Below are 18185 nucleotides of genomic sequence, written 5' to 3'. Positions count from 1 at the left end.
ACCACTCCCCTACGCTGGACCCGTGAGCGCCACCATCGGTATGCCCGATAAGGACACCGTGCTGTGCATGTCGCTGTCCGGCCGGCCCAGCAGCATCGGTACCCGGTTCCACAACTACCTGTACCGCGAGCTGGGCCTGAACTACCTCTACAAGGCGTTCACCACCACCGACCTTCCGGCGGCGATCGGCGGGGTGCGGGCGCTGGGCGTGCGCGGCTGCGCGATCTCGATGCCCTTCAAGGAGGCCGTGATCGAGCTGGTGGACGTGATGGAGCCGTCGGCCGCCGCCATCGATTCGGTGAACACGATCGTCAACGAGAACGGTGTGCTGCACGCCTACAACACCGACTACGCCGCGATCGCCTCGCTGCTCGCGTCGAACGAGATTGACCCGGCGCTGCCGGCGGCGGTCGCCGGATCGGGCGGCATGGCCAAGGCCGTGGTCGCCGCGCTACGCGATCACGGATGCAGCGATGTCACCGTGGTGGCCCGCAACGCCGAGACCGGCGGAGCGCTGGCCGAGCAGTACGGGTTCCGCCACGCCACCGCCGCGCCCGACGGTGCGCGCGTGCTGGTCAACGCGACCCCGGTCGGGATGGACGGCGGGCCCGCCCGCGACGACCTGGCCTTCCCGCAGCCGCTGATCGAGGCCGCCGACACCGTCTTCGACGTGGTCGCGATGCCGCCGGAGACGCCCTTCGTGCGCGCCGGTCGCGCCGCCGGGAAGACGGTGATCACCGGTGCCGAGGTGATCGCGCTGCAGGCCGCCGAACAGTTCGTCCTCTACACCGGCATCCGCCCGGACCCGGAGCTGGTGCGCACCGCGTCCGAGTTCTCCCGCGCCTGAGCCGATCACCCCGATCCGACCACCCCGGGCTGATCACACGGCGGGCAGGGCCAGGTACTTCACGTTGAGGTACTCACCGATGCCCTCGGAGCCGCCCTCGGCGCCGATCCCGGAGGCCTTGACACCGCCGAAGGGCGCAGCGGGATCGGAGATGAGGCCGCGGTTCACGCCCACCATGCCGGACCGGAGTGCGGCGCCCACGCGCTGTACGCGGGCGGCGTCGCGGGTGTAGAAGTACGCCGCGAGACCGTATTCGGTGTCGTTGGCCTCGGCGATCGCGGCGGCCTCGTCGGTGAAGCCGCGCACCGTGGCCACGGGGCCGAAGATCTCCTCGCGCAGGATGCGCGCACCGGCCGGGACCTCGTCGAGGACGGTGGGGGCGTAGAAGTGTCCGGGCCCGTCGATCGCGCTGCCACCGGTGCGGACCACGGCACCGTCGGCCACGGCCTCGTCGACCAGGGCGGCCACGGTGGCCCGCTGCTTCTCGGAGATCAGCGGTCCGATCTCGCTGCCCGCCTGCGCGCCGGCTCCCACGGTGAGCGCCGCGATCCGCTCGGTGAGTCGCGAAACGAACTCCGCCCGTACCGATTCGTGCACGAGGAACCGGTTCGCGGCGGTGCACGCCTGTCCCCCGTTGCGCATCTTGGCGAGCATCGCACCGTCGAGCGCGGCGTCGAGATCGGCGTCCTCGAACACCAGGAAGGGGGCGTTGCCACCGAGTTCCATGGAGGTGCGCAGCACCCCGGGCGCCGCGGCGGCCAGGAGCTTGCGGCCCACCGCGGTGGATCCGGTGAAGGTGATCTTGGCCAGATCGGGTTCGGCGAAGAGCGCGTCGGAGACTTCGACCGGGGCCGAGCAGGGCAGCACCGAGAGCACCCCCTCGGGCAGGCCCGCCTCGGCGAGCACCTGCGCGAGAAGCAGTGCGGTGAGCGGAGTCTCGGCCGCAGGCTTGACGATCATGGTGTTGCCGGCGGCGAGCGCGGGGCCCACCTTGCGGGTGATCATCGCCAGCGGGAAGTTCCACGGGGTCACGGCGTAGCAGAGCCCGACGGGTTCGTGGGTCACCACGATCTGCCCGGTTCCGGCGGGGGCCGCGGCCGTGCGGCCGTTGATGCGCACGGCCTCCTCGGCGAACCACTCCAGGAAGCCCGCGCCGTAGGCGACCTCGCCGCGGCTGTCGGACAGCGGCTTGCCCATCTCGGCGGTGATCACGGCGGCGAACTCCTCGGCCCGCGCGGTGACAGCGTCGAAGGCCCGGCGCAGGATGCGGGAGCGTTCCCGCGTGGGGGTGGTGCGCCAGCCCTCCGCCGCGGCGTGGGAGGCGGCGACGGCGGCCCGCGCATCATCGGCGCCGGCGTCGGCGACGCGGGCGATCACGGCGCCGGTGGCGGGATCGATCACGTCGAAGGTGCGCCCGGAGGCGGCGGGACGCTCGGTGCCGCCGATCGAGAGGCCGTGCACGGTGATGGTCTGCAGATCGGTCATGCGGGGACCCCGGCCTCGGCGCGGATCGCGTCGACGAGCACGGCGACACCATCGGCGAGGGTGTCCTCGCCGATCACCAGCGGCGGGAGCAGCCGGATGACGTTGCCGTAGGTGCCGCAGGTGAGCACGAGCACGCCCTGCTTGAGGCATGCGGCGGCCACGGCCTTGGTGAGATCGGCGTCGGGGGTCACGCCGTCCTCGCGGACGAACTCGATCGCCAGCATGAGGCCGCGCCCGCGGACATCGCCGACGGCGGGAACGGCGGCGGCCAGCTCCTGCAGCGTGGCCTTGGTGCGGGCGCCGAGCTCGGCGGCGCGGCCGGGCAGGTCGAGCTCGCGGATGCGGCCGATCGCGGCGAGCGCGGCGGCGCAGGCCACGGGGTTGCCGCCGTAGGTGCCGCCGAGGCCGCCCGCGTGCACGGAGTCCATGAGGTCGGCGCGGCCGACCACGGCCGACAGCGGCATACCGCCCGCGATGCCCTTGGCGAGAGTGATGAGATCGGGTACCACGCCCTCCTCCTCGCAGGCGAACCAGCGGCCGGTGCGGCCGAAGCCGGTCTGCACCTCGTCGGCGATGAAGACGACACCGTTCTCGCGGCACCATGCCGCGACCGCGGGCAGGAATCCCGGTGCGGGCTCGATGAACCCGCCCTCACCCTGGATCGGCTCGATGATCACGGCGGCCACCTGATCGCCGCCGATCTGCTTCTCGATCGCGGTGATCGCGCGGGCGGCCGCCTCGGGTCCGGTGAGGCCGGCCTGGTCGCGGAACGGGTAGGACATCGGCATCCGGTAGACCTCGGACGCGAACGGACCGAAGCCGTGCTTGTACGGCATCGACTTGGCGGTGAGCGCCATCGTGAGGTTCGTGCGGCCGTGGTACGCGTGATCGAAGGCCACGACGGCGTTGCGACCGGTGGCGTGGCGGGCGATCTTGACCGCGTTCTCCACCGCCTCGGCACCCGAGTTGAAGAGCACGGCCCGACGGGGACCGTCGCCCGGCGTGAGTGCGACGAGCTGCTCGGCGACGGCGATGTACTCCTCGTACGGCGTCACCATGAAGCAGGTGTGGGTGAACCGCGCCGCCTGCTTCGCGATGGCCTCGGCGACGGCCGGGTCGCTGGCGCCCACGTTGGTCACGGCGATGCCCGCGCCCAGGTCGATGAGGCTGTTGCCGTCGACGTCGAGGATCACGCCGCCGTCGGCGTCCGCGGCGTACACCGGCGCGGTGGAGGCCACGCCCGCGGGGATCACCGCGGCACGGCGCTCGGCGAGCGCGCGGGAGGCGGGGCCGGGCAGCTCGGTGGCGAGCTGGCGGACCTGGGGCAGGCGATAGCTGATCGTGGGCACGGGGCCTCCTGGCGTCGTGGGCTCGCGGCGCGAGCGCGTTCCCTGTGAGGATCCACCACGACGCCCTCCGACCACACCTGCCGATTCGTCTACCGCGTGCCCTCGAAACACGCCATCATGTACACCGTGACCACGACCGTCGCCTGGCTCGCCGGACTGCCGGACCTCCGCCTGCGCGTACGCGCGGGCAGGCGCGGCACGCACCGCGACATCCGCCACGTGCAAACCATCGAGCACGCCGAGCCCTTCGAATGGCTCTCCGGCGGCGAGCTCGTGCTCACCACCGGGGTCAGCCTGAGCGATGATGTCGATCGGACCGCATACGTGCAGCGGATGGCCGAATCCGGGATCGCGGCATTGGGTTTCGGTGTGGGACTGTCGTTCCCCAGCATTCCCGCGGACCTCCTCGACGCCGCCGAGGCGGCGGGCCTACCGGTGCTGGAGATACCGCGATCCACACCCTTCGAGGCGGTCTCGCACGCGGTGCTCGACCAGTTGGCATCGGCCCGGTACGACGCCCTGCTCCGTGCGGCGCGGGCCCAGCCGCGGATGACCCGGGCGGTCCTCCACGACGGTGCCTCCGCACTGGTGCGTGAACTCGCCGCCACGCTGGAGGGCCGAGTGGCCGTGCTCGATCGGGCGGGCGGCATCGTCGCCGCGCATCCGGCGGGATTCGTCCCCGAGGCGCTCCCCACCGCCACCGCGGACGCATTGACCAGCTCCGACGCGGGCGGACAATCGGTGACGGTGCTGGCGATCGGACGGCGCGCCGAGCACGGCCGGCTGGTGCTGGTGGGCGAGCAGCCGCCCGGCCCCACCGGCCAGATCCTGCTCGGCCACGCGGCCTCGCTGCTCGCCCTCGACGCGGCCAAACCCGACCGCGTGCGCGCGGCGCAGGATCGGGTGGACGCCGCCGCCTTCGCCCTGGCGCTGGCGCACGGCGGCGAGACCGGGCTCCACGGCGCTGCGGGAGCCGACGGCCGGATCCGCGTGCTCGCCCTGCGCGCGGCCGATGAGGACGCCGCACAACGTGTGGAAGCTACCGTCGGTGCGGCTCTGGCCGAGGCTCGGCGACCGGGGTACGTGCATCGCGCGGCCACCCGGATCGACGTGCTGGTGGCCTCCGACGTCGATACCGCCGACGCCGATCGCCTCCTCTCGGCGCTGCCGACCGGGGTGCGCTCGACGACCGCGGCGGGCCTGGGATCGGCCCGGCCGTTGTCCCGGGTGCGGGAGGCGGCCCAGGAGGCCGCGATCCTGCTGGGCGCCGCGGAACGCGGTGGCCCGGTGGTCGATTCGACCACGACGGCGGGCGCGCTACTGCTGGCGCCCGGACCCGCGCGTGAGGCTCTGACCGCGGTCGCGGACCGGCTCCTGCGCCCCCTGCGCGACCACGACGCCGAGCACGGCTCCTCGCTCCTGGAATCGCTGCGCGCCTACCTCGAAGCCAATGGCAATTGGGAGGAGGCCGCCGCGACGGCCGGGGTGCACCGGCACACGCTGCGGGCGCGGATCGGGCGCGCCGAGGCCCTGCTGGGGGCCGATCTCTCCTCGGCCCGGGTGCGCGCCGAACTGGTGCTCGCGCTGGCGACCGCCGACTGACCGGCTATTCGGTATCGATGTCGAGCCCCACGGGCTCCCACACCTCGACGGTGCCGTCGGTGGCCTTCTCCCCCACCGTGAGCGCGCGCTGCAGCGTGAGCGGTTGCACGCCACGGCGATCGAGCGCCTGCAGGACCACCGACATCGCCGCATCGGGGTCGGTGAGGAAGACCGACTCGCGCACCCGCACGAACTCCCAGCCGCACCGGCGCAGCTCCCGCTCGCGTTCGATGTCCGAGCGCGCCTGCTCCGGGGTCGATGCGAAGTCCGAGCCGTCGCACTCCACCGCGAGGCGGCCGTTCTCACCCGTGACCACCAGGTCGATGACCCGGTTGTTCACGGTGACCTTGGGATTGACGTGATAGCCCATGTCCCGCAATCGCACGAACACCTGCTGCTCGAAGAGGTTGTCGAAGGGTTCCACGCGGCGGTCGGTCGGCACGTCGACCGGCATCGGCTGCGCCACCTCGACATCGGCGCGCGTGACGTAGCGCAGCAGCGACGCCCGCAGGTCGTTCGGCTTGAGATCGTCCTCGCTCACGGAGGTGAACAGCCACAGCTGATCCCGGGCGCGGGACGCGGCCACGTTGAAGCGGCGCTGGAAGTCCCGGCCGGTGAGCGCCCGGAACTTGTAGTCGGGCGCCACCACCATCGACAGCAGCACCACATCGCGCTCGTCGCCCTGGAAATCCGGCGGGGTGCCCACCCGCAGGCGGCGGGCATCCCACTCGTCCGGGTCGATGGCGGCGCGCAGGCGCCGGTACAGCTCGTCCACCTGGCCCTGGCCCTGCAGCGCGATCACGCCGAAGGTGCGGCCCTTGTACAGCGGATCGGCGAAGCACTCCACCAGCTGGTCCACGATCGCCTGGGCCTCACGGGGATTGCTGATCCGGGCGCCCTCGCCGACCACCTCGGCATCGTCGACGTGCGTCACGCGCAGCGGCACCGGACGATCGGCGCCGTAGTGCCGCACCGGGATGAGCGGCGCGTCCGAGTAGAACTGGCGCGAGGAGAAGTCGATGATCTCCGGCATGCAGCGGAAGTGCTCCCGCAGCCGCACGGTGTGCCCGAACCGGGTGCGCAGCAGGGTGAACAGGCTGGACCGCGGGGTCAGCGAATCCCGCAGGTAGGGCGGGATGTCGGGCAGTTGCGCGTCCAGCCGCGCGAAGACGTCGTCGAGGTTGACCCCGGTGAAGGCCGACGGCGCACACTGGTTTTCATCGCCCACCACGATCACGCGGGGCGCGAGCCACAGCAGGAAGCTGGAGGTGATGTCGGCCTGGCTGGCCTCGTCCACGATCACCACGTCGAAGGCATTGGGCTCGGGCGCGATCGATGCCACCACCTGCGAGATCGGCATGATCCATGCGGGCACGGCGGACTGCGCCTGTCGCATCGCCTCGCGCGCCGCCACGCGGAAGCGTTCGGCGTGCCGTCCCGAGCCACGGCCGATCGAGGCCATGTGATCGCGGTAGGCGTGTAGGGCCTGGATCTCGTCGAAGGTCATGCGACGCAGGCACTGCCGCCACGCACTCGCCGTGGCGATCCGCGTGGTGTAGTGCGCCACGTCCTGCTCGGCGGACTGCAGATCGGCCTCGAGCTGGGCGTCGTCGGCGGGGTGCACGCGGCCGGCCGCCCACATCACCGCGCGGCGCCACGACCAGGCGGCGTTCATCTCGGGCACGCGGGTGTCCCAGACCGGATCGTCGGCGGTGCGCGCCATCAGATCGAACAGGGCCGGTGCCTTGGTGCGCAGGCGCAGGGCGAGCAAGTCGAGCGCGCCGCGGTCGTCGCGCTCCGTGCGCGCGGTCTCCCAGGCGCGCCGGGCGTCGCGGATCGGTCCGTACCGGTACTGGCGCAGCGCGGCCACGAGGGCGTCACCCTCGGGCGACGGACCGCGTTCGACGATCTCCTGCACCCGCAGCCGGACGGTGTCCATCCGACTGTAGGCATCGCGGGCGCCGGCGGCGGCGGAGATCGCCACCACCTGCTCGGCGACATCGGCCACCTCGTCGAGATCCTTGGGACGGGGCGAGTTCTCGGACAGCTTCTGCATGGCGTGCACCATGCGGTCGCGTTCGCTGACGAGCCGCACCACGGTGCGGGCGCGCAGCAGTTGGTCCGCGGCCTGGCTGAGCCGCTCGGAGCGGGTGCGGGGCGAGCCGGTGCCCGTGGGATCGGCGGCCGGCGCCTCCAGGCCGAGCGCGGTGAGCACGGTGGCCACCCGGCCGATCGCGTCCTCCACCACCAGGTGCCGCTCGGCGGCGAGCAGGAAGTCGCGATCGGAGCCCTCGTCACCGTCGACCACGATGCCGAGGCCCGTCTGCTCGAAGTCCTTCTGCTCGGGCTTGCGGAACCGCTTGCGGGGCTCGTTGCCGTTGTCCAGGAAGCGGGCGTACCGCTCGATGGCGGTCCGGTCGTTCGCATCCGGGGTGTCGCTCAGTTCCACTGCGGCACCGTCGAGCTCGACGTCTGCGGCGCGCGCGATCGCGATCTGGTCCTCCAGGCCCACGAGGCGCGCGGCCAGGTGCGCCCGGGTACCGATCAGCATGTCCTCGGCGAGGAGCTGCGCGGACGGCGGGAACCGCCGCACCCGGTCGACGAGCTCGGTGATCACATCGGCGCGGGCCTTGATCACGCTGAGCTGATCGGCGTCCACGCCGCCGAGTACGTGGGCCAGCGCACCGTCGCCGTCGACCGCATCGCTGAGCGGCGAATCGGCCAGGATCGCGGTGAGCTGCTCGATATCGTCGACGTCCGGCACCTCGGCCGACAGATCGGGAAGGCTGTGTGCGAGCCGGCGGGAGAAGACCTCGTCGTTGCGCCGCAACAGATCCACCAGTCGCGCGAACTCGCGGGTGTCGAGCGGCGGCACCGTCCCTTCGATGGGCCCGGGCAGCCAGGAGTACTGGTCCGCGTCGCGGCGCACCTGCGTGACCACCTCGGCGGGCTTGCCGGAGTACGCCGAGCTGAGCCACTCGGACTCCTCGGTCTCGGCCGTCCGCAGCGCCCACACCTCGCGGACCAGGTCCTCGCGGCGGGCCACGGCACGGTCGCGCTTGGCGCGCAGATCCCGCAGCTCGGCGTCGGCGAGCGCCTCGGAATAGGTGGACTTACGGGTCGCGATCTCGGTGACGGACGCGGCGAGCGACGCCGAACCGTCCTTGGTGACATCGGTGACCGAGACCACCAACTGCCGCAGCTCCGGCGGCAGCTTGTCCTCCAGGACCGCGAGGGCCTGCGCCTTCTCGGACACCACGAGGACCCGCTGCCCCTTTGCCAGGAGCGCGGCGAGCAGGTTGGCGATGGTGTGCGTCTTGCCGGTACCGGGCGGTCCCTCGACCACCACACCGGTGTCGCCGCCCATGTGGGCGAGGATGTCGCGCTGCTCCACGTTCGAGGGCAGCACGTAGTAGGCCTCGTCGAGCAGATCGGCGGGGCCGATGGCGCCGACCTCGCCGAGCATGCGCAGCCGCTCGCCGGAATCGACCGCCTCCACCAATTGCGCCAGACCCACCGGGACGGTGCGCTCGGGATCGGAGACGTCGGCCTTCATCGCGTCGTAGAAGCCGAGCAGCGGCGCGGACCCGCGGGTGCGCAGCACCAGCGCGGGCGCGAACTCGATGTGCGCGCCACCGTCGCGGGACGCGGCACCGAGCCACTGCTCGGTGAACTGCTCGCAGGCGGGATCGAGCACGGTGCGGGCGGTCTCGCGCAGCTCGTCCTGCAGGTCGGCCGAGCCGGACAGGTCGAACGACGGGAGCCCGGCCAACAGGAGCGAGTCCTCGACGCGGGGCACCGAATCGCGCGGCAGGACCACCGAGAGCTTGCGGCCGCGGCGGTCGCGTTCGAGCAGGACGGGCTGGGTGAGCAGGTGGGCGCGGATGCGGGTGTCGCCGTCCCGGGCGGTGAGCAGGCCCGAGGCCAGCACCAGCTCCACCGACTCGGGATGGTCGGCCAGCTCGTCGTACACGCGCAGCAGGCGGGCGTGCGGCGAATCGGGCCCGTCGTCGCCCTGGCGGGGCACGGTGAAGATGGTGCCGCCGGGCTTGGTATCGGCGTCCCAGCTGTCGGTGAGCGCGCCGGTACCGGTGAGCGGCAGGACCGCGAGGTGATCGTCCAGATCGCGCGCGACCACGGAACGGGAACGGATCAGCTCGTCCAGGTACTGCAACAGCCGGACGACGCGATCCCGACGGCCGCCCGGGCCGTCGCCCTGCTCATCGGCGGCGGTCATGTGCTCCTCGAGTCTCTCGGGTCGGCGCAGGCCGACGCTTCGGCGCGCCCACGATGGGCTACACCTTGACTAGAGGTTAATGCATATCGCCGAAGAGCCGACAGGTCATTACCTCTTGCGACCCGCGCGGAAACGCTGCTTGCCACCGGTGGGGCGGCCCGACGGTGCCCCCGGGTCCAGTTCGAGGTTGATCAGCTGGCCCGAGATCCGGGTGCGCTCGAGGGCGTCGAAGACCTCCCGGGGCAGGTCATCGGGCAGTTCGACGATGCTGTGATCGGGCCGGATGCTGATGTGCCCGAAGTCGCTGCGGCGAAGGCCGCCCTCGTTCGCGATCGCGCCGACGATGGCCGACGGGGTGGCGTGCTGCCGCTTGCCGACCGCGATCCGGTACGGCGCCATCGGGCGGCCGGTCTTGCGGTGGATCGACGGCTCCCGGTCGCGGTCGCGGTCCTTGCGGCCCCGGCCGCGGTCCTCGCGGTCGCCGAAGTCCCGGTCCTTGCGGTCGCGGGCGTTGCGCTCGCGCTCCGGCGGATCGGGCTGCAGCAGGAACGACGAGCCGTCGCGGGACTGCAGCGCGAGCGCCGCGGCCACGTCGACGAGCGGTACGTCGTTGCTGCCCACGTAGTCCTCGATCAGCTTGCGGAACAGCTGCAGGTGCTCGGAGGTGAGGTTCTCGGTGATCGACTCGCCGAACTTCTCCACGCGGTGGGCGTTCACGTCCTCCACCGAGGGCAGGCCCATCTCCGTGAGCGGCTGCCGCGTGGCCTTCTCGATCGCGCGCAGCAGGTGCCGCTCGCGGGGCGTCACGAACAGCAGCGCGTCGCCCTTGCGGCCGGCGCGGCCGGTGCGGCCGATGCGGTGCACGTAGGACTCGGTGTCGTGCGGGATGTCGTAGTTCACCACGTGGCTGATGCGCTCGACGTCCAGACCGCGGGCCGCGACGTCGGTGGCCACCAGGATGTCGATCTTGCCGTCCTTGAGCTGCCCGATGGTGCGCTCGCGCTGGGCCTGCACGATGTCGCCGTTGATCGCGGCGGCGGCGTGCCCGCGGGCGCGCAGCTTCTCGGCGAGCTCCTCGGTGGCCGACTTGGTGCGGACGAAGATGATCATCCCGTCGAACTCCTCCACCTCCAGCAGGCGGGTGAGCGCGTCGAGTTTGCGCTGGTGCGCCACCTGCAGGTAGCGCTGGGTGATGTTCGACGCGGTCGCGGTCTTCGCCTTGACGGTGACCTCGACCGGATCGTGCAGGTACTTCTTGGAGATCTTGCGGATCGCGGGCGGCATGGTGGCCGAGAACAGGGCCACCTGCTTGAACTCCGGGGTGTCGGCGAGGATCCGCTCGACGTCCTCCTGGAAGCCCATGGTGAGCATCTCGTCGGCCTCGTCGAGCACCAGGAACTCGAGGTTCGACAGGTCGAGCGTGCCTTTCTCCAGGTGATCGATCACGCGGCCCGGCGTTCCGACGATGATCTGCGCGCCGCGGCGCAGCCCCGAGAGCTGCACGCCGTAGCTCTGCCCGCCGTAGATCGGCAGCACGGTGACGTTCGGCATGTGCACGGCGTACTTGCCGAAGGCCTCGGACACCTGCAGCGCGAGCTCGCGGGTGGGCGCCAGCACCAACGCCTGCGGCTTGCGGCTCTCACCGTCGATCTTGGACAGCACGGGCACCGCGAAGGCGGCGGTCTTACCGGTGCCCGTCTGCGCGAGGCCCACCACATCGGAACCGCTGAGCAGCGGCGGAATGGTGGCGGCCTGGATCGGCGACGGGTTCTCGTAACCGACCTCGGCGAGCGCACGCAGCACTCGCTCGTCGATTCCGAGATCCAGGAAGGTGACGGGCTCGGGACTCTCTTGGCCGGCCTGCTCGTCGGTGGCGGCGACAGCGGTGGCGGTGCGCTCGGCACCGAATTCTTCAGACATTATTTGCCCAGCATATGTGCTATGAGTCGGTCACGCGAAACACCAGCGGAATCGGACATCCTCCGATAGGTTGGGCACACATCCCTATCGGCTTCCAGGAGGAGCACTTGCGCATCGAGGCCACGGCCCCCACCCGCACCCATGCCCCGTCGGACAACCTGACCACCAGGATCCGCACTCTCACGGAGTCGGCCCCCGGGACGGAACTGTTCCTGCGGCCCACCGGATCGGGCTGGCAGCCCGTGACGGCGGCGCAGTTCAACGAGCAGATCACGGCGATCGGCAAGGGATTGATCGCCCGCGGCGTGGGCAACGGCACCCGCATCGCACTGATGAGCCCCACCCGGTACGAGTGGGCCGCCCTCGACTTCGCCAACTGGGCGGTGGGCGGCTCCACAGTGGCGGTGTACGAATCGAACTCGGCCGCGCAGGTCGAGCACATCCTCACCGATTCGGCGTCGATCGCGCTCATCACCGACAGCCGCGCGACCGCCGATCGGATCGGCTCCGGTGTGCCCGCCGGGGTGCCGGTGTGGGTGATCGACGAGGGCCTGATCGACGGACTGGTGGCCGACGGTGCGGGCGTCAGCGACGCCGATTACGCCGACCGCGTGTCCGCGGTGACCTCCGCTGCCGAGGCCACCCTCGTGTACACGTCGGGAACCACCGGCAAGCCCAAGGGCGTGGTCCTCACCCACGAGAACCTGCTGGCCGAGTACGACGCCATCTACGACGGGCTGAGCCAGATGGCGCAGCCGGGCGACAGCACCGTGATGTTCCTGCCCCTGGCCCACATCTTCGCGCGCGCCGTCTCGGTGGCCGCTGTGCAGCACGGCATCCGGGTGGCGCACACCGCCGATCTGACGAACCTGACCGGACTGTTCGCCGAGCTGAAGCCGAGTTACATCCTCAGCGTGCCGCGCGTCTTCGAGAAGGTCTACAACACCATGAGCGCGAAGGCCGAGGAGGGCGGCAAGGGCAAGATCTTCACCGCGGCCGTCGATACGGCGATCGAGTACAGCAAGGCACAGGATTCCGGCGGCGCCGGTCTGGTTCTGAAGCTCAAGCACGCCGTCTTCGACAAGCTGGTCTACGCGAAGCTGCGCGAGGCACTGGGCGGCAACTGCAACTGCGCCGTCTCGGGCGGTGCGCCGCTCGGGGCGCGGCTCGGCCATTTCTTCCGCGGCGCCGGCGTGCCGGTGTACGAGGGCTACGGCCTCTCGGAGACCAGCGCGGCGATCACCTGCAACTCCCCCAGCAGCCAGAAGGTGGGCACGGTGGGCCGCCCGCTGCCCGGCCAGGAGGTGGCGATCGCCGACGACGGCGAGATCCTGCTGCGCGGCCCCGTGGTCTTCGGCGGCTACTGGGGTCTTCCGCAGGCGACCGCGGAAGCGCTGCAGGACGGCTGGTTCCACACGGGCGACCTGGGGTCGCTGGACGAGGACGGCTACCTCTCGATCACCGGACGCAAGAAGGAGATCCTGGTGACCGCGGCGGGCAAAAACGTGGCGCCCGCGCAGACGGAGGACGCCCTGCGCCAGCACCCGCTCGTCTCGCAGGCGATGCTCGTGGGCGATAAGCAGCCCTTCGTGGGCGCGCTCATCACGCTCGATCCCGAGGCCCTCCCCGGCTGGCTCACCGCGCGCGGGCTGCCCGAGATGACGCTCGCCGAGGCCGCCGAGAACGAGACCCTGCTGGCCGAGATCGGTTCCGCCGTGGCCACCGCCAACTCGCTGGTGTCCAACGCCGAGCAGGTGAAGAAGTGGCGCGTGCTGACCACCGACTTCACCATCGACGGCGGCGAACTGACGCCCACGCTCAAGGTGAAGCGGAACGTGGTGATGGACAAGCACGCGGGCGAAGTCGACGCGATCTACGGCTGATTCCCCTCGCGACGCAGCGCCGCCCGCCACGGATTCCGTGGCGGGCGGCGCTGTTTCGTGGGCCGGTCGATCTCGGCGGTCAGAGCTTGTACTGGGCCCGGATCTCGTCGGAGTTCTTCTTCTCGAAGTAGAAGCCCAGCAGCGGGATCGTTCCCGCGAGCAGCGTCACGAGGAAGCGCGGCGCGGGCCACTTCACCTTCACGCCCAGGTCCAGCGTGTGGATCAGGTAGATGAAGTATCCCCAGCCGTGAATGATCGCGATCAGGCCCAGCCACCCCGGGATGGGCCAGTCGAAGGCGGGCGCCAACAGGTACTTGTAGATCATCTCCGCACACAGGATCAGCAGGAAGTAACCGGTGAAGTTGGCCATGAACCGGTAGCGGCCGAGGGCTCCCTTGACCTGATCGCGGCGCTTGGCCGCGAGCTGGTCGGCGGTCGGGGTGGGGGCGTCGGTCACTGCTTCTCCTTGGCGGTGTCTGTCCGGGGGGTGTCGTTCGCCGCGAGTTCGGCGAGCAGACGGTTGTATTCGGCGTGCGCCGCATCTTCGGGCCCATCATCGGCGGGCGACGCGGCCGCGGGCCGGCTGGGGAGGAATCCCTCGGGGATGGCCGTCAGGGACGATGCCGCGGACTTCGCACGCTGAGCGCTCGCGGCGGTGCCGTCGCCCGCTGCGGCGGCCTCTTCCTCGGCGGCCATCCGGTCTTCGAGTTCCGCCTCGTCCTCCAGTTGGACGAACCGGCGGTAGCCCCAGATGAAGGCGACGGCGAACAGCGGCCACTGCATGGCGTAGCCGAGGTTGCGCGCACTACCGGCGGTCGACTCGAACCGCCCCCACTGCCACCAACCGAGTGCGAGGCATGCCGCCGCCGCGACCACCACGAACACGATGAGTGCGGGGCGATGGCGACGACGATTCACATCCTCGACGGTACCTGTCCGGGCGTTCGACGCTGAAGACAGGTATCGTGACCTGCGCCGCAGCGGTGGACCGCTGGGCACGCGCCCGTGGCGGAATTGGCAGACGCGCCAGATTTAGGTTCTGGTACCTCAGGGTGTGGGAGTTCAAGTCTCCCCGGGCGCACTCACCCCCTTGCTGCTACTGCGCCGCCCACGCCACACCCTCCTCCGCCGGCGCATGCCGGACTCTCTCGCATGCAACCGCAACAATGGCCACCACCCCGGTACGGATATTCCGCGGGAGACCACGTTATGGCTTGCCGGTCAGACATTGAAGTCCCCGATTCCGAACGCCCAGGATTTTTTCAGGTTTCACTCGCTGTGAACTCGCTGAAAAGGTCTACCAACCCCTCATTCATACCCGGTTTCAGGCGGACGCTGCGACACTCGACGCCTCGATGTATTTGCAGTTACACCATTCTTACGGCGTTCAATAACCGCGTTTCAGCGCCACGTAATTTGGCGCAGCGAACCTCTATCCAGCGACAACTTTGGTTGCCTCGGTTGCTTGGTCGCACTAGAGCCCACGACTCTTTCACTACTGCGCGGTAACAATAGGGAGAGTGGCAATACCCAATTAACGGGACTAACTGTTGCACTTACGTATTTAAGAGAATGCTGAATAAAACGTGTACAAATCCGATCGTCGTCTACTAACGTCAGCCAGGCAGACGCGAAGAAGACGCACTGCTTTCCCACTCGGAGGTCCCCATGGCTCGTCATTCAGGTTCCACCGCTCTGACGCGTTCTACCCGTCACCTGACCGCCGTCGCCGGCGCGCTGGCAGCAACCGCCGCGCTCACCACCGGCACCGCCGGCACGGCTGCCGCCGCCACGACGAATCCCCTCGATCCGGCGAATCTCGCCAACCAGCCGGCCGCCGTGCTGCTGGGTCTGGCGCCCGCCGCGCCCGGCGTGATTCCGCTGGTGGTCATTCCGGCGACATCGGCACAGATCGCTCAGGGCGTGCAGACGTGGAACGGCATTCCCATCGTCGGCTCACTGTTCCCCGCCACCAGTTCGTCCACGTCGGGCATCGGCGCGATCAACCACGGCCCCGCCGGCTGGACCGGCCTGGGCGCCGTCCAGAACGTCGGCATCAGCGCTCTCGGCCTCGGCGGCGTGAGCAATTCCTTCTACGGCGGCGTGACCTTCCCGGCCAGCAGCCTGCCCGCGATCCTCACCGCCATCTCCACCGGCAATCTGGGACCGCTCTCCACCGCCGATCTCGGCAGCATCCTGGGCAACGCCACCACGATCAACGGACCGCTGGGCAGCGGCCTGAGCCTCGATGCCTGGCTGAGCTCGATCCGGACCAACGGTGTCACCACGGTGACGCCGAACATCAAGGTCGGTGCCACGGCGCCGCTCGGCCTGGGCAATGCGTTGTTCACGTTCTCCCCCGGCGGCCTGATCTACGGCAACGGCACCGTCGGGCTCGCGGGCCCGACCCTCGGCCTGAACCTGTCGGCCCTGGGCTTCGGCGGCAACATCAACCTGGGCCTCGGCAGCATCGCCGTCGGCCCGAACGGCCTGGTCATCACCACACCCACCCTGGGCGCCGGTCTGACCACGCCGATCGGATCCGCCAACGTGGGCCTCTCCGCGGGCACCATCACCGCGGGCCTGAACGGCATCGGAGCGACCCTTCCGGTGCTCAGTGGCGGCGTGACCACCCCGATCGGTTCCGCCACGGGCGCGTTCGGTGGCGGCGGGGCGAGCCTCGGCCCGAACGGTGTCGCCGTCAACGGCCCGTCCGGGTCCGTCGCGGTGACCACCCCGATCGCGAGCGGCACCGCGAACGTCAACACCGGTGCGGTCTCCGTCGGACCCAACGGTGCCTCGGTGACCACCCCGTCGGGCTCCGCGTCCGTGACCACTCCGGTCGGCAGCGGCAATGTCGCCGTGACCCCCGGCACCGCCACCGTCACCCCCGGCGGCGCCACGGTGACCGGCCCGACCGTCGGCGGCGGCGTGACCACCCCCGCGGGCAGCGCCTCCGGCTCGGTGAACACCGGCAGCGGCAGCGTGAGCCCCGGCGGCGCCACGGTGACCGGCCCCTCGGGCACCGGCACCGTGACCGCGCCGAACGGTGCGAGCACCACCGTCACGGGCAGCACCGGTTCCGCCACGGTGACGCCCGGCGGCACCTCGGTGACCCCGGGCAGCGTCTCGGTGACCACCACGCCGGGCACCTCGAGCTCCGCGAGCAAGGACTCCGCCTCGGATTCCTCCAGCTCGTCGAGCTCCTCGAGCTCCTCGAGCTCCTCGAACGAGGTGTCGAGCGGCAAGGACGCGGCGTAATCACCCACACCGCAACGAGAACGGCCGTCCCACGCATTCGCGAGGGGCGGCCGTTCCTCTGTGCCCTACTGGACCGGGCCGTCCGGCGGCGGAGCCGTGAAGCCCTGAGCGGCCTCCACGGTGCCCACGCCGTCGACGCCGCGCAGCGCCGCGAGCCGTCCCGGTTCGACCTCGCCGGTCACGATCCCGAGATTCCGGAGCACCTGATCGACCCGCAGGCCGGTGGCCCGCACGGCCTCGACGGTGGCATCGAAGGCATCGTTCGGGCAGCTCAGGGTGACGGTGACCGGGGTCATGAGTCGACGATAGCGCCGTTCCCGTCGGTGTGGGCCAGGCCGCTGCCCACGTCCGCCGAGGCTCCGTCGAGGCGTTGCGCGGTCCGGGTGAGCTGCGCCCACAGGTCCTGCCCGCGCAGGCCTGTGACCTGGGCCGCGACCGCGGCCAGCCCGGCGACGTGCGGGGTGGCCATGCTGGTGCCGCTGATCGTGTTGTAGCGCTGCGGCAGGGTCCACGACGAGTAGACCTCGACCCCCGGGGCCGCGATATCCACCTGCCCGCCCGCCACGGGGTTGCTGGTCGCCGAGAACGGGGCCACGCCGAGCGCCTGGTCGACGGCGGCGACCGCCATGATCGACGGGCTGTTGGCAGGCACGCCGACGAATCCCTTATCGCCCGGGCGGCGCGCGTTGTTTCCCGCGGCGGCCACGATGAGGGTGCCGGCGGCGAGCGCCGCGGCGCCGGCGCGCTCGTACGCGGCGGACACCTGCCGGACATCGGCACCGAGCGACATCGAGATCACCTGGCAGCCCTCGCCGAGCGCCCAGTCGATTCCGGCCAGGATGCCAGTGTCGTTCCCGGTTCCGTTGTTGGCCAGCACCTTCCCCACATACACCTGCGACGCGTAGGCGACGCCGTAGCGGCGTCCACCACCGGCGGGCACGAGCGGCCCGCAGGCCGTGCCCACGCAGTGCGTCCCGTGTCCGTGGGCATCGGCGGCGTCCTCGCCGGGGACGAAGGACCGGGTGATCACGCCGCGGTCGGCGAAATCGGGATGCCCCAGGGTGAAACCGGTGTCGAGGACCGCCACCTTGATGCCCGCGCCTCCCGAGCGATCGACGGAGGCACCGACGGCCTGCAAGCCCCAGGTGAACTCCGCGGTATCGGCGAAACGCGACGCGGCGCCGCTGGGGGTGGCGGGCTCGGCGATCCCGAGCCGCCGCGTGAGGTCGGCGACGCCGTCCCGGTAACCGGCGAGGTAATCCTCGGAGCCCACGCCGAGCGGGTAGTGCTCGAGTTCCGGCTCCACCGACAGCACATCGGGCGACGCTCCCTGCAGCGAGACCAGCTGATCCGGGTCCGCCTGCACCACGGCGATGCCCAAGCGGTCGAAGACCACCGCACCCGCGGTCTGGAGATCGTTCTCCGAGCCCGCATCCGCGGACCGCAGCACCTCGGAGACTCCCATGACGCGGCGCAACACCCGGCCGTATTCGTCGGAGCCGGAGGGGAAGACGAGCACGTAGCGCCCGGCCTCGTTCGGCACACCGTCGATCGCGATCACACGTCCTCCTCGTCCGACGCTGCGATCAGTGAAGCGCACC

At 70.8% G+C, this 18185-nt stretch carries 12 protein-coding genes and 1 tRNA gene; 5 read left to right on the top strand and 8 right to left on the bottom strand.

Going from position 1 to position 18185, the window contains the following annotated elements; genetic code table 11:
- The first annotated feature begins 34 nt into the window (after positions 1-34).
- Positions 35-847, top strand: a complete 813-nt coding sequence (locus ABD108_RS11625) for a shikimate 5-dehydrogenase (protein ID WP_343930640.1) — start codon at positions 35-37, stop codon at positions 845-847.
- A 33-nt stretch (positions 848-880) separates the two neighbouring features.
- On the opposite strand, the gene ABD108_RS11620 is transcribed toward ABD108_RS11625, so the two are convergent.
- Both ABD108_RS11620 and gabT read right to left on the bottom strand, forming a co-directional pair.
- Positions 881-2332 (bottom strand): NAD-dependent succinate-semialdehyde dehydrogenase, encoded by a 1452-nt coding sequence (locus ABD108_RS11620; RefSeq protein WP_343930363.1) that lies wholly within the window; start codon positions 2330-2332, stop codon positions 881-883.
- The gene (gene gabT, locus ABD108_RS11615; protein ID WP_343930362.1) at positions 2329-3681 is read right to left on the bottom strand and encodes a 4-aminobutyrate--2-oxoglutarate transaminase; all 1353 of its coding nucleotides are present in this window, start codon (positions 3679-3681) and stop codon (positions 2329-2331) included. The genes ABD108_RS11620 and gabT overlap by 4 nt, the downstream gene beginning before the upstream one ends.
- A gap of 126 nt (positions 3682-3807) precedes the next feature.
- On the opposite strand from gabT, the gene ABD108_RS11610 reads away from it, so the two are divergent.
- Positions 3808-5283 carry a PucR family transcriptional regulator gene (locus ABD108_RS11610; protein WP_305111437.1) on the top strand — a complete coding sequence of 492 codons (1476 nt, stop codon included), beginning with the start codon at positions 3808-3810 and terminating at the stop codon, positions 5281-5283.
- Positions 5284-5287: 4 nt separating this feature from the next.
- Here ABD108_RS11610 and ABD108_RS11605 read toward each other — a convergent pair whose 3' ends face one another.
- Positions 5288-9520: an AAA domain-containing protein gene (locus tag ABD108_RS11605; protein WP_343930361.1), complete on the bottom strand. Its 4233-nt coding sequence runs from the start codon at positions 9518-9520 to the stop codon at positions 5288-5290.
- A gap of 108 nt (positions 9521-9628) precedes the next feature.
- Entirely contained in the window at positions 9629-11440 is a 1812-nt protein-coding gene (locus tag ABD108_RS11600) for a DEAD/DEAH box helicase (RefSeq protein WP_255585863.1), read from the bottom strand.
- A 107-nt stretch (positions 11441-11547) separates the two neighbouring features.
- Between ABD108_RS11600 and ABD108_RS11595 the strand changes: the two genes are divergently transcribed.
- Positions 11548-13323, top strand: coding sequence for an AMP-dependent synthetase/ligase (locus ABD108_RS11595; RefSeq protein WP_220659535.1), 1776 nt, complete (start codon positions 11548-11550; stop codon positions 13321-13323).
- A 79-nt stretch (positions 13324-13402) separates the two neighbouring features.
- Here the strand turns inward: ABD108_RS11595 and ABD108_RS11590 are convergent, their stop codons facing one another.
- On the bottom strand, positions 13403-13780 hold the full coding sequence (locus ABD108_RS11590; RefSeq protein ID WP_343930360.1) for a DUF3817 domain-containing protein: 378 nt from the start codon (positions 13778-13780) through the stop codon (positions 13403-13405).
- Positions 13777-14241, bottom strand: a complete 465-nt coding sequence (locus tag ABD108_RS11585; RefSeq protein ID WP_220659536.1) for a transcriptional regulator — start codon at positions 14239-14241, stop codon at positions 13777-13779. The genes ABD108_RS11590 and ABD108_RS11585 overlap by 4 nt, the downstream gene beginning before the upstream one ends.
- 81 nt (positions 14242-14322) lie before the next feature.
- Here ABD108_RS11585 and ABD108_RS11580 point away from each other — a divergent pair.
- Positions 14323-14404 (top strand) — tRNA-Leu (locus ABD108_RS11580).
- A 587-nt stretch (positions 14405-14991) separates the two neighbouring features.
- A complete protein-coding gene (locus ABD108_RS11575) occupies positions 14992-16584 on the top strand; it encodes a beta strand repeat-containing protein (RefSeq protein WP_343930359.1) in 1593 nt (530 codons plus the stop codon).
- Positions 16585-16649: 65 nt separating this feature from the next.
- Here the strand turns inward: ABD108_RS11575 and ABD108_RS11570 are convergent, their stop codons facing one another.
- Positions 16650-16880, bottom strand: a complete 231-nt coding sequence (locus ABD108_RS11570; protein ID WP_220659538.1) for a hypothetical protein — start codon at positions 16878-16880, stop codon at positions 16650-16652.
- Positions 16877-18145: a S8 family serine peptidase gene (locus ABD108_RS11565; RefSeq protein ID WP_220659539.1), complete on the bottom strand. Its 1269-nt coding sequence runs from the start codon at positions 18143-18145 to the stop codon at positions 16877-16879. Before ABD108_RS11565 ends, ABD108_RS11570 begins: the two co-directional genes overlap by 4 nt.
- Positions 18146-18185: the final 40 nt, after the last annotated feature.

Source organism: Tsukamurella strandjordii (genome assembly GCF_039525985.1).
In the GTDB taxonomy this organism is placed as follows: domain Bacteria; phylum Actinomycetota; class Actinomycetes; order Mycobacteriales; family Mycobacteriaceae; genus Tsukamurella; species Tsukamurella strandjordii.
The sequence above is the reverse complement of the archived record's forward strand: the minus strand, read 5'-3'. Positions and strand labels throughout refer to the sequence as shown.

Coding starts and splice junctions, on each gene's coding strand:
- ABD108_RS11620 (WP_343930363.1), bottom strand. CDS start 2,332: ATGACCGATCTGCAGACCATCACCGTGCACGGCCTCTCGATCGGCGGC.
- ABD108_RS11605 (WP_343930361.1), bottom strand. CDS start 9,520: ATGACCGCCGCCGATGAGCAGGGCGACGGCCCGGGCGGCCGTCGGGAT.
- ABD108_RS11600 (WP_255585863.1), bottom strand. CDS start 11,440: ATGTCTGAAGAATTCGGTGCCGAGCGCACCGCCACCGCTGTCGCCGCC.
- ABD108_RS11575 (WP_343930359.1), top strand. CDS start 14,992: ATGGCTCGTCATTCAGGTTCCACCGCTCTGACGCGTTCTACCCGTCAC.
- ABD108_RS11570 (WP_220659538.1), bottom strand. CDS start 16,880: ATGACCCCGGTCACCGTCACCCTGAGCTGCCCGAACGATGCCTTCGAT.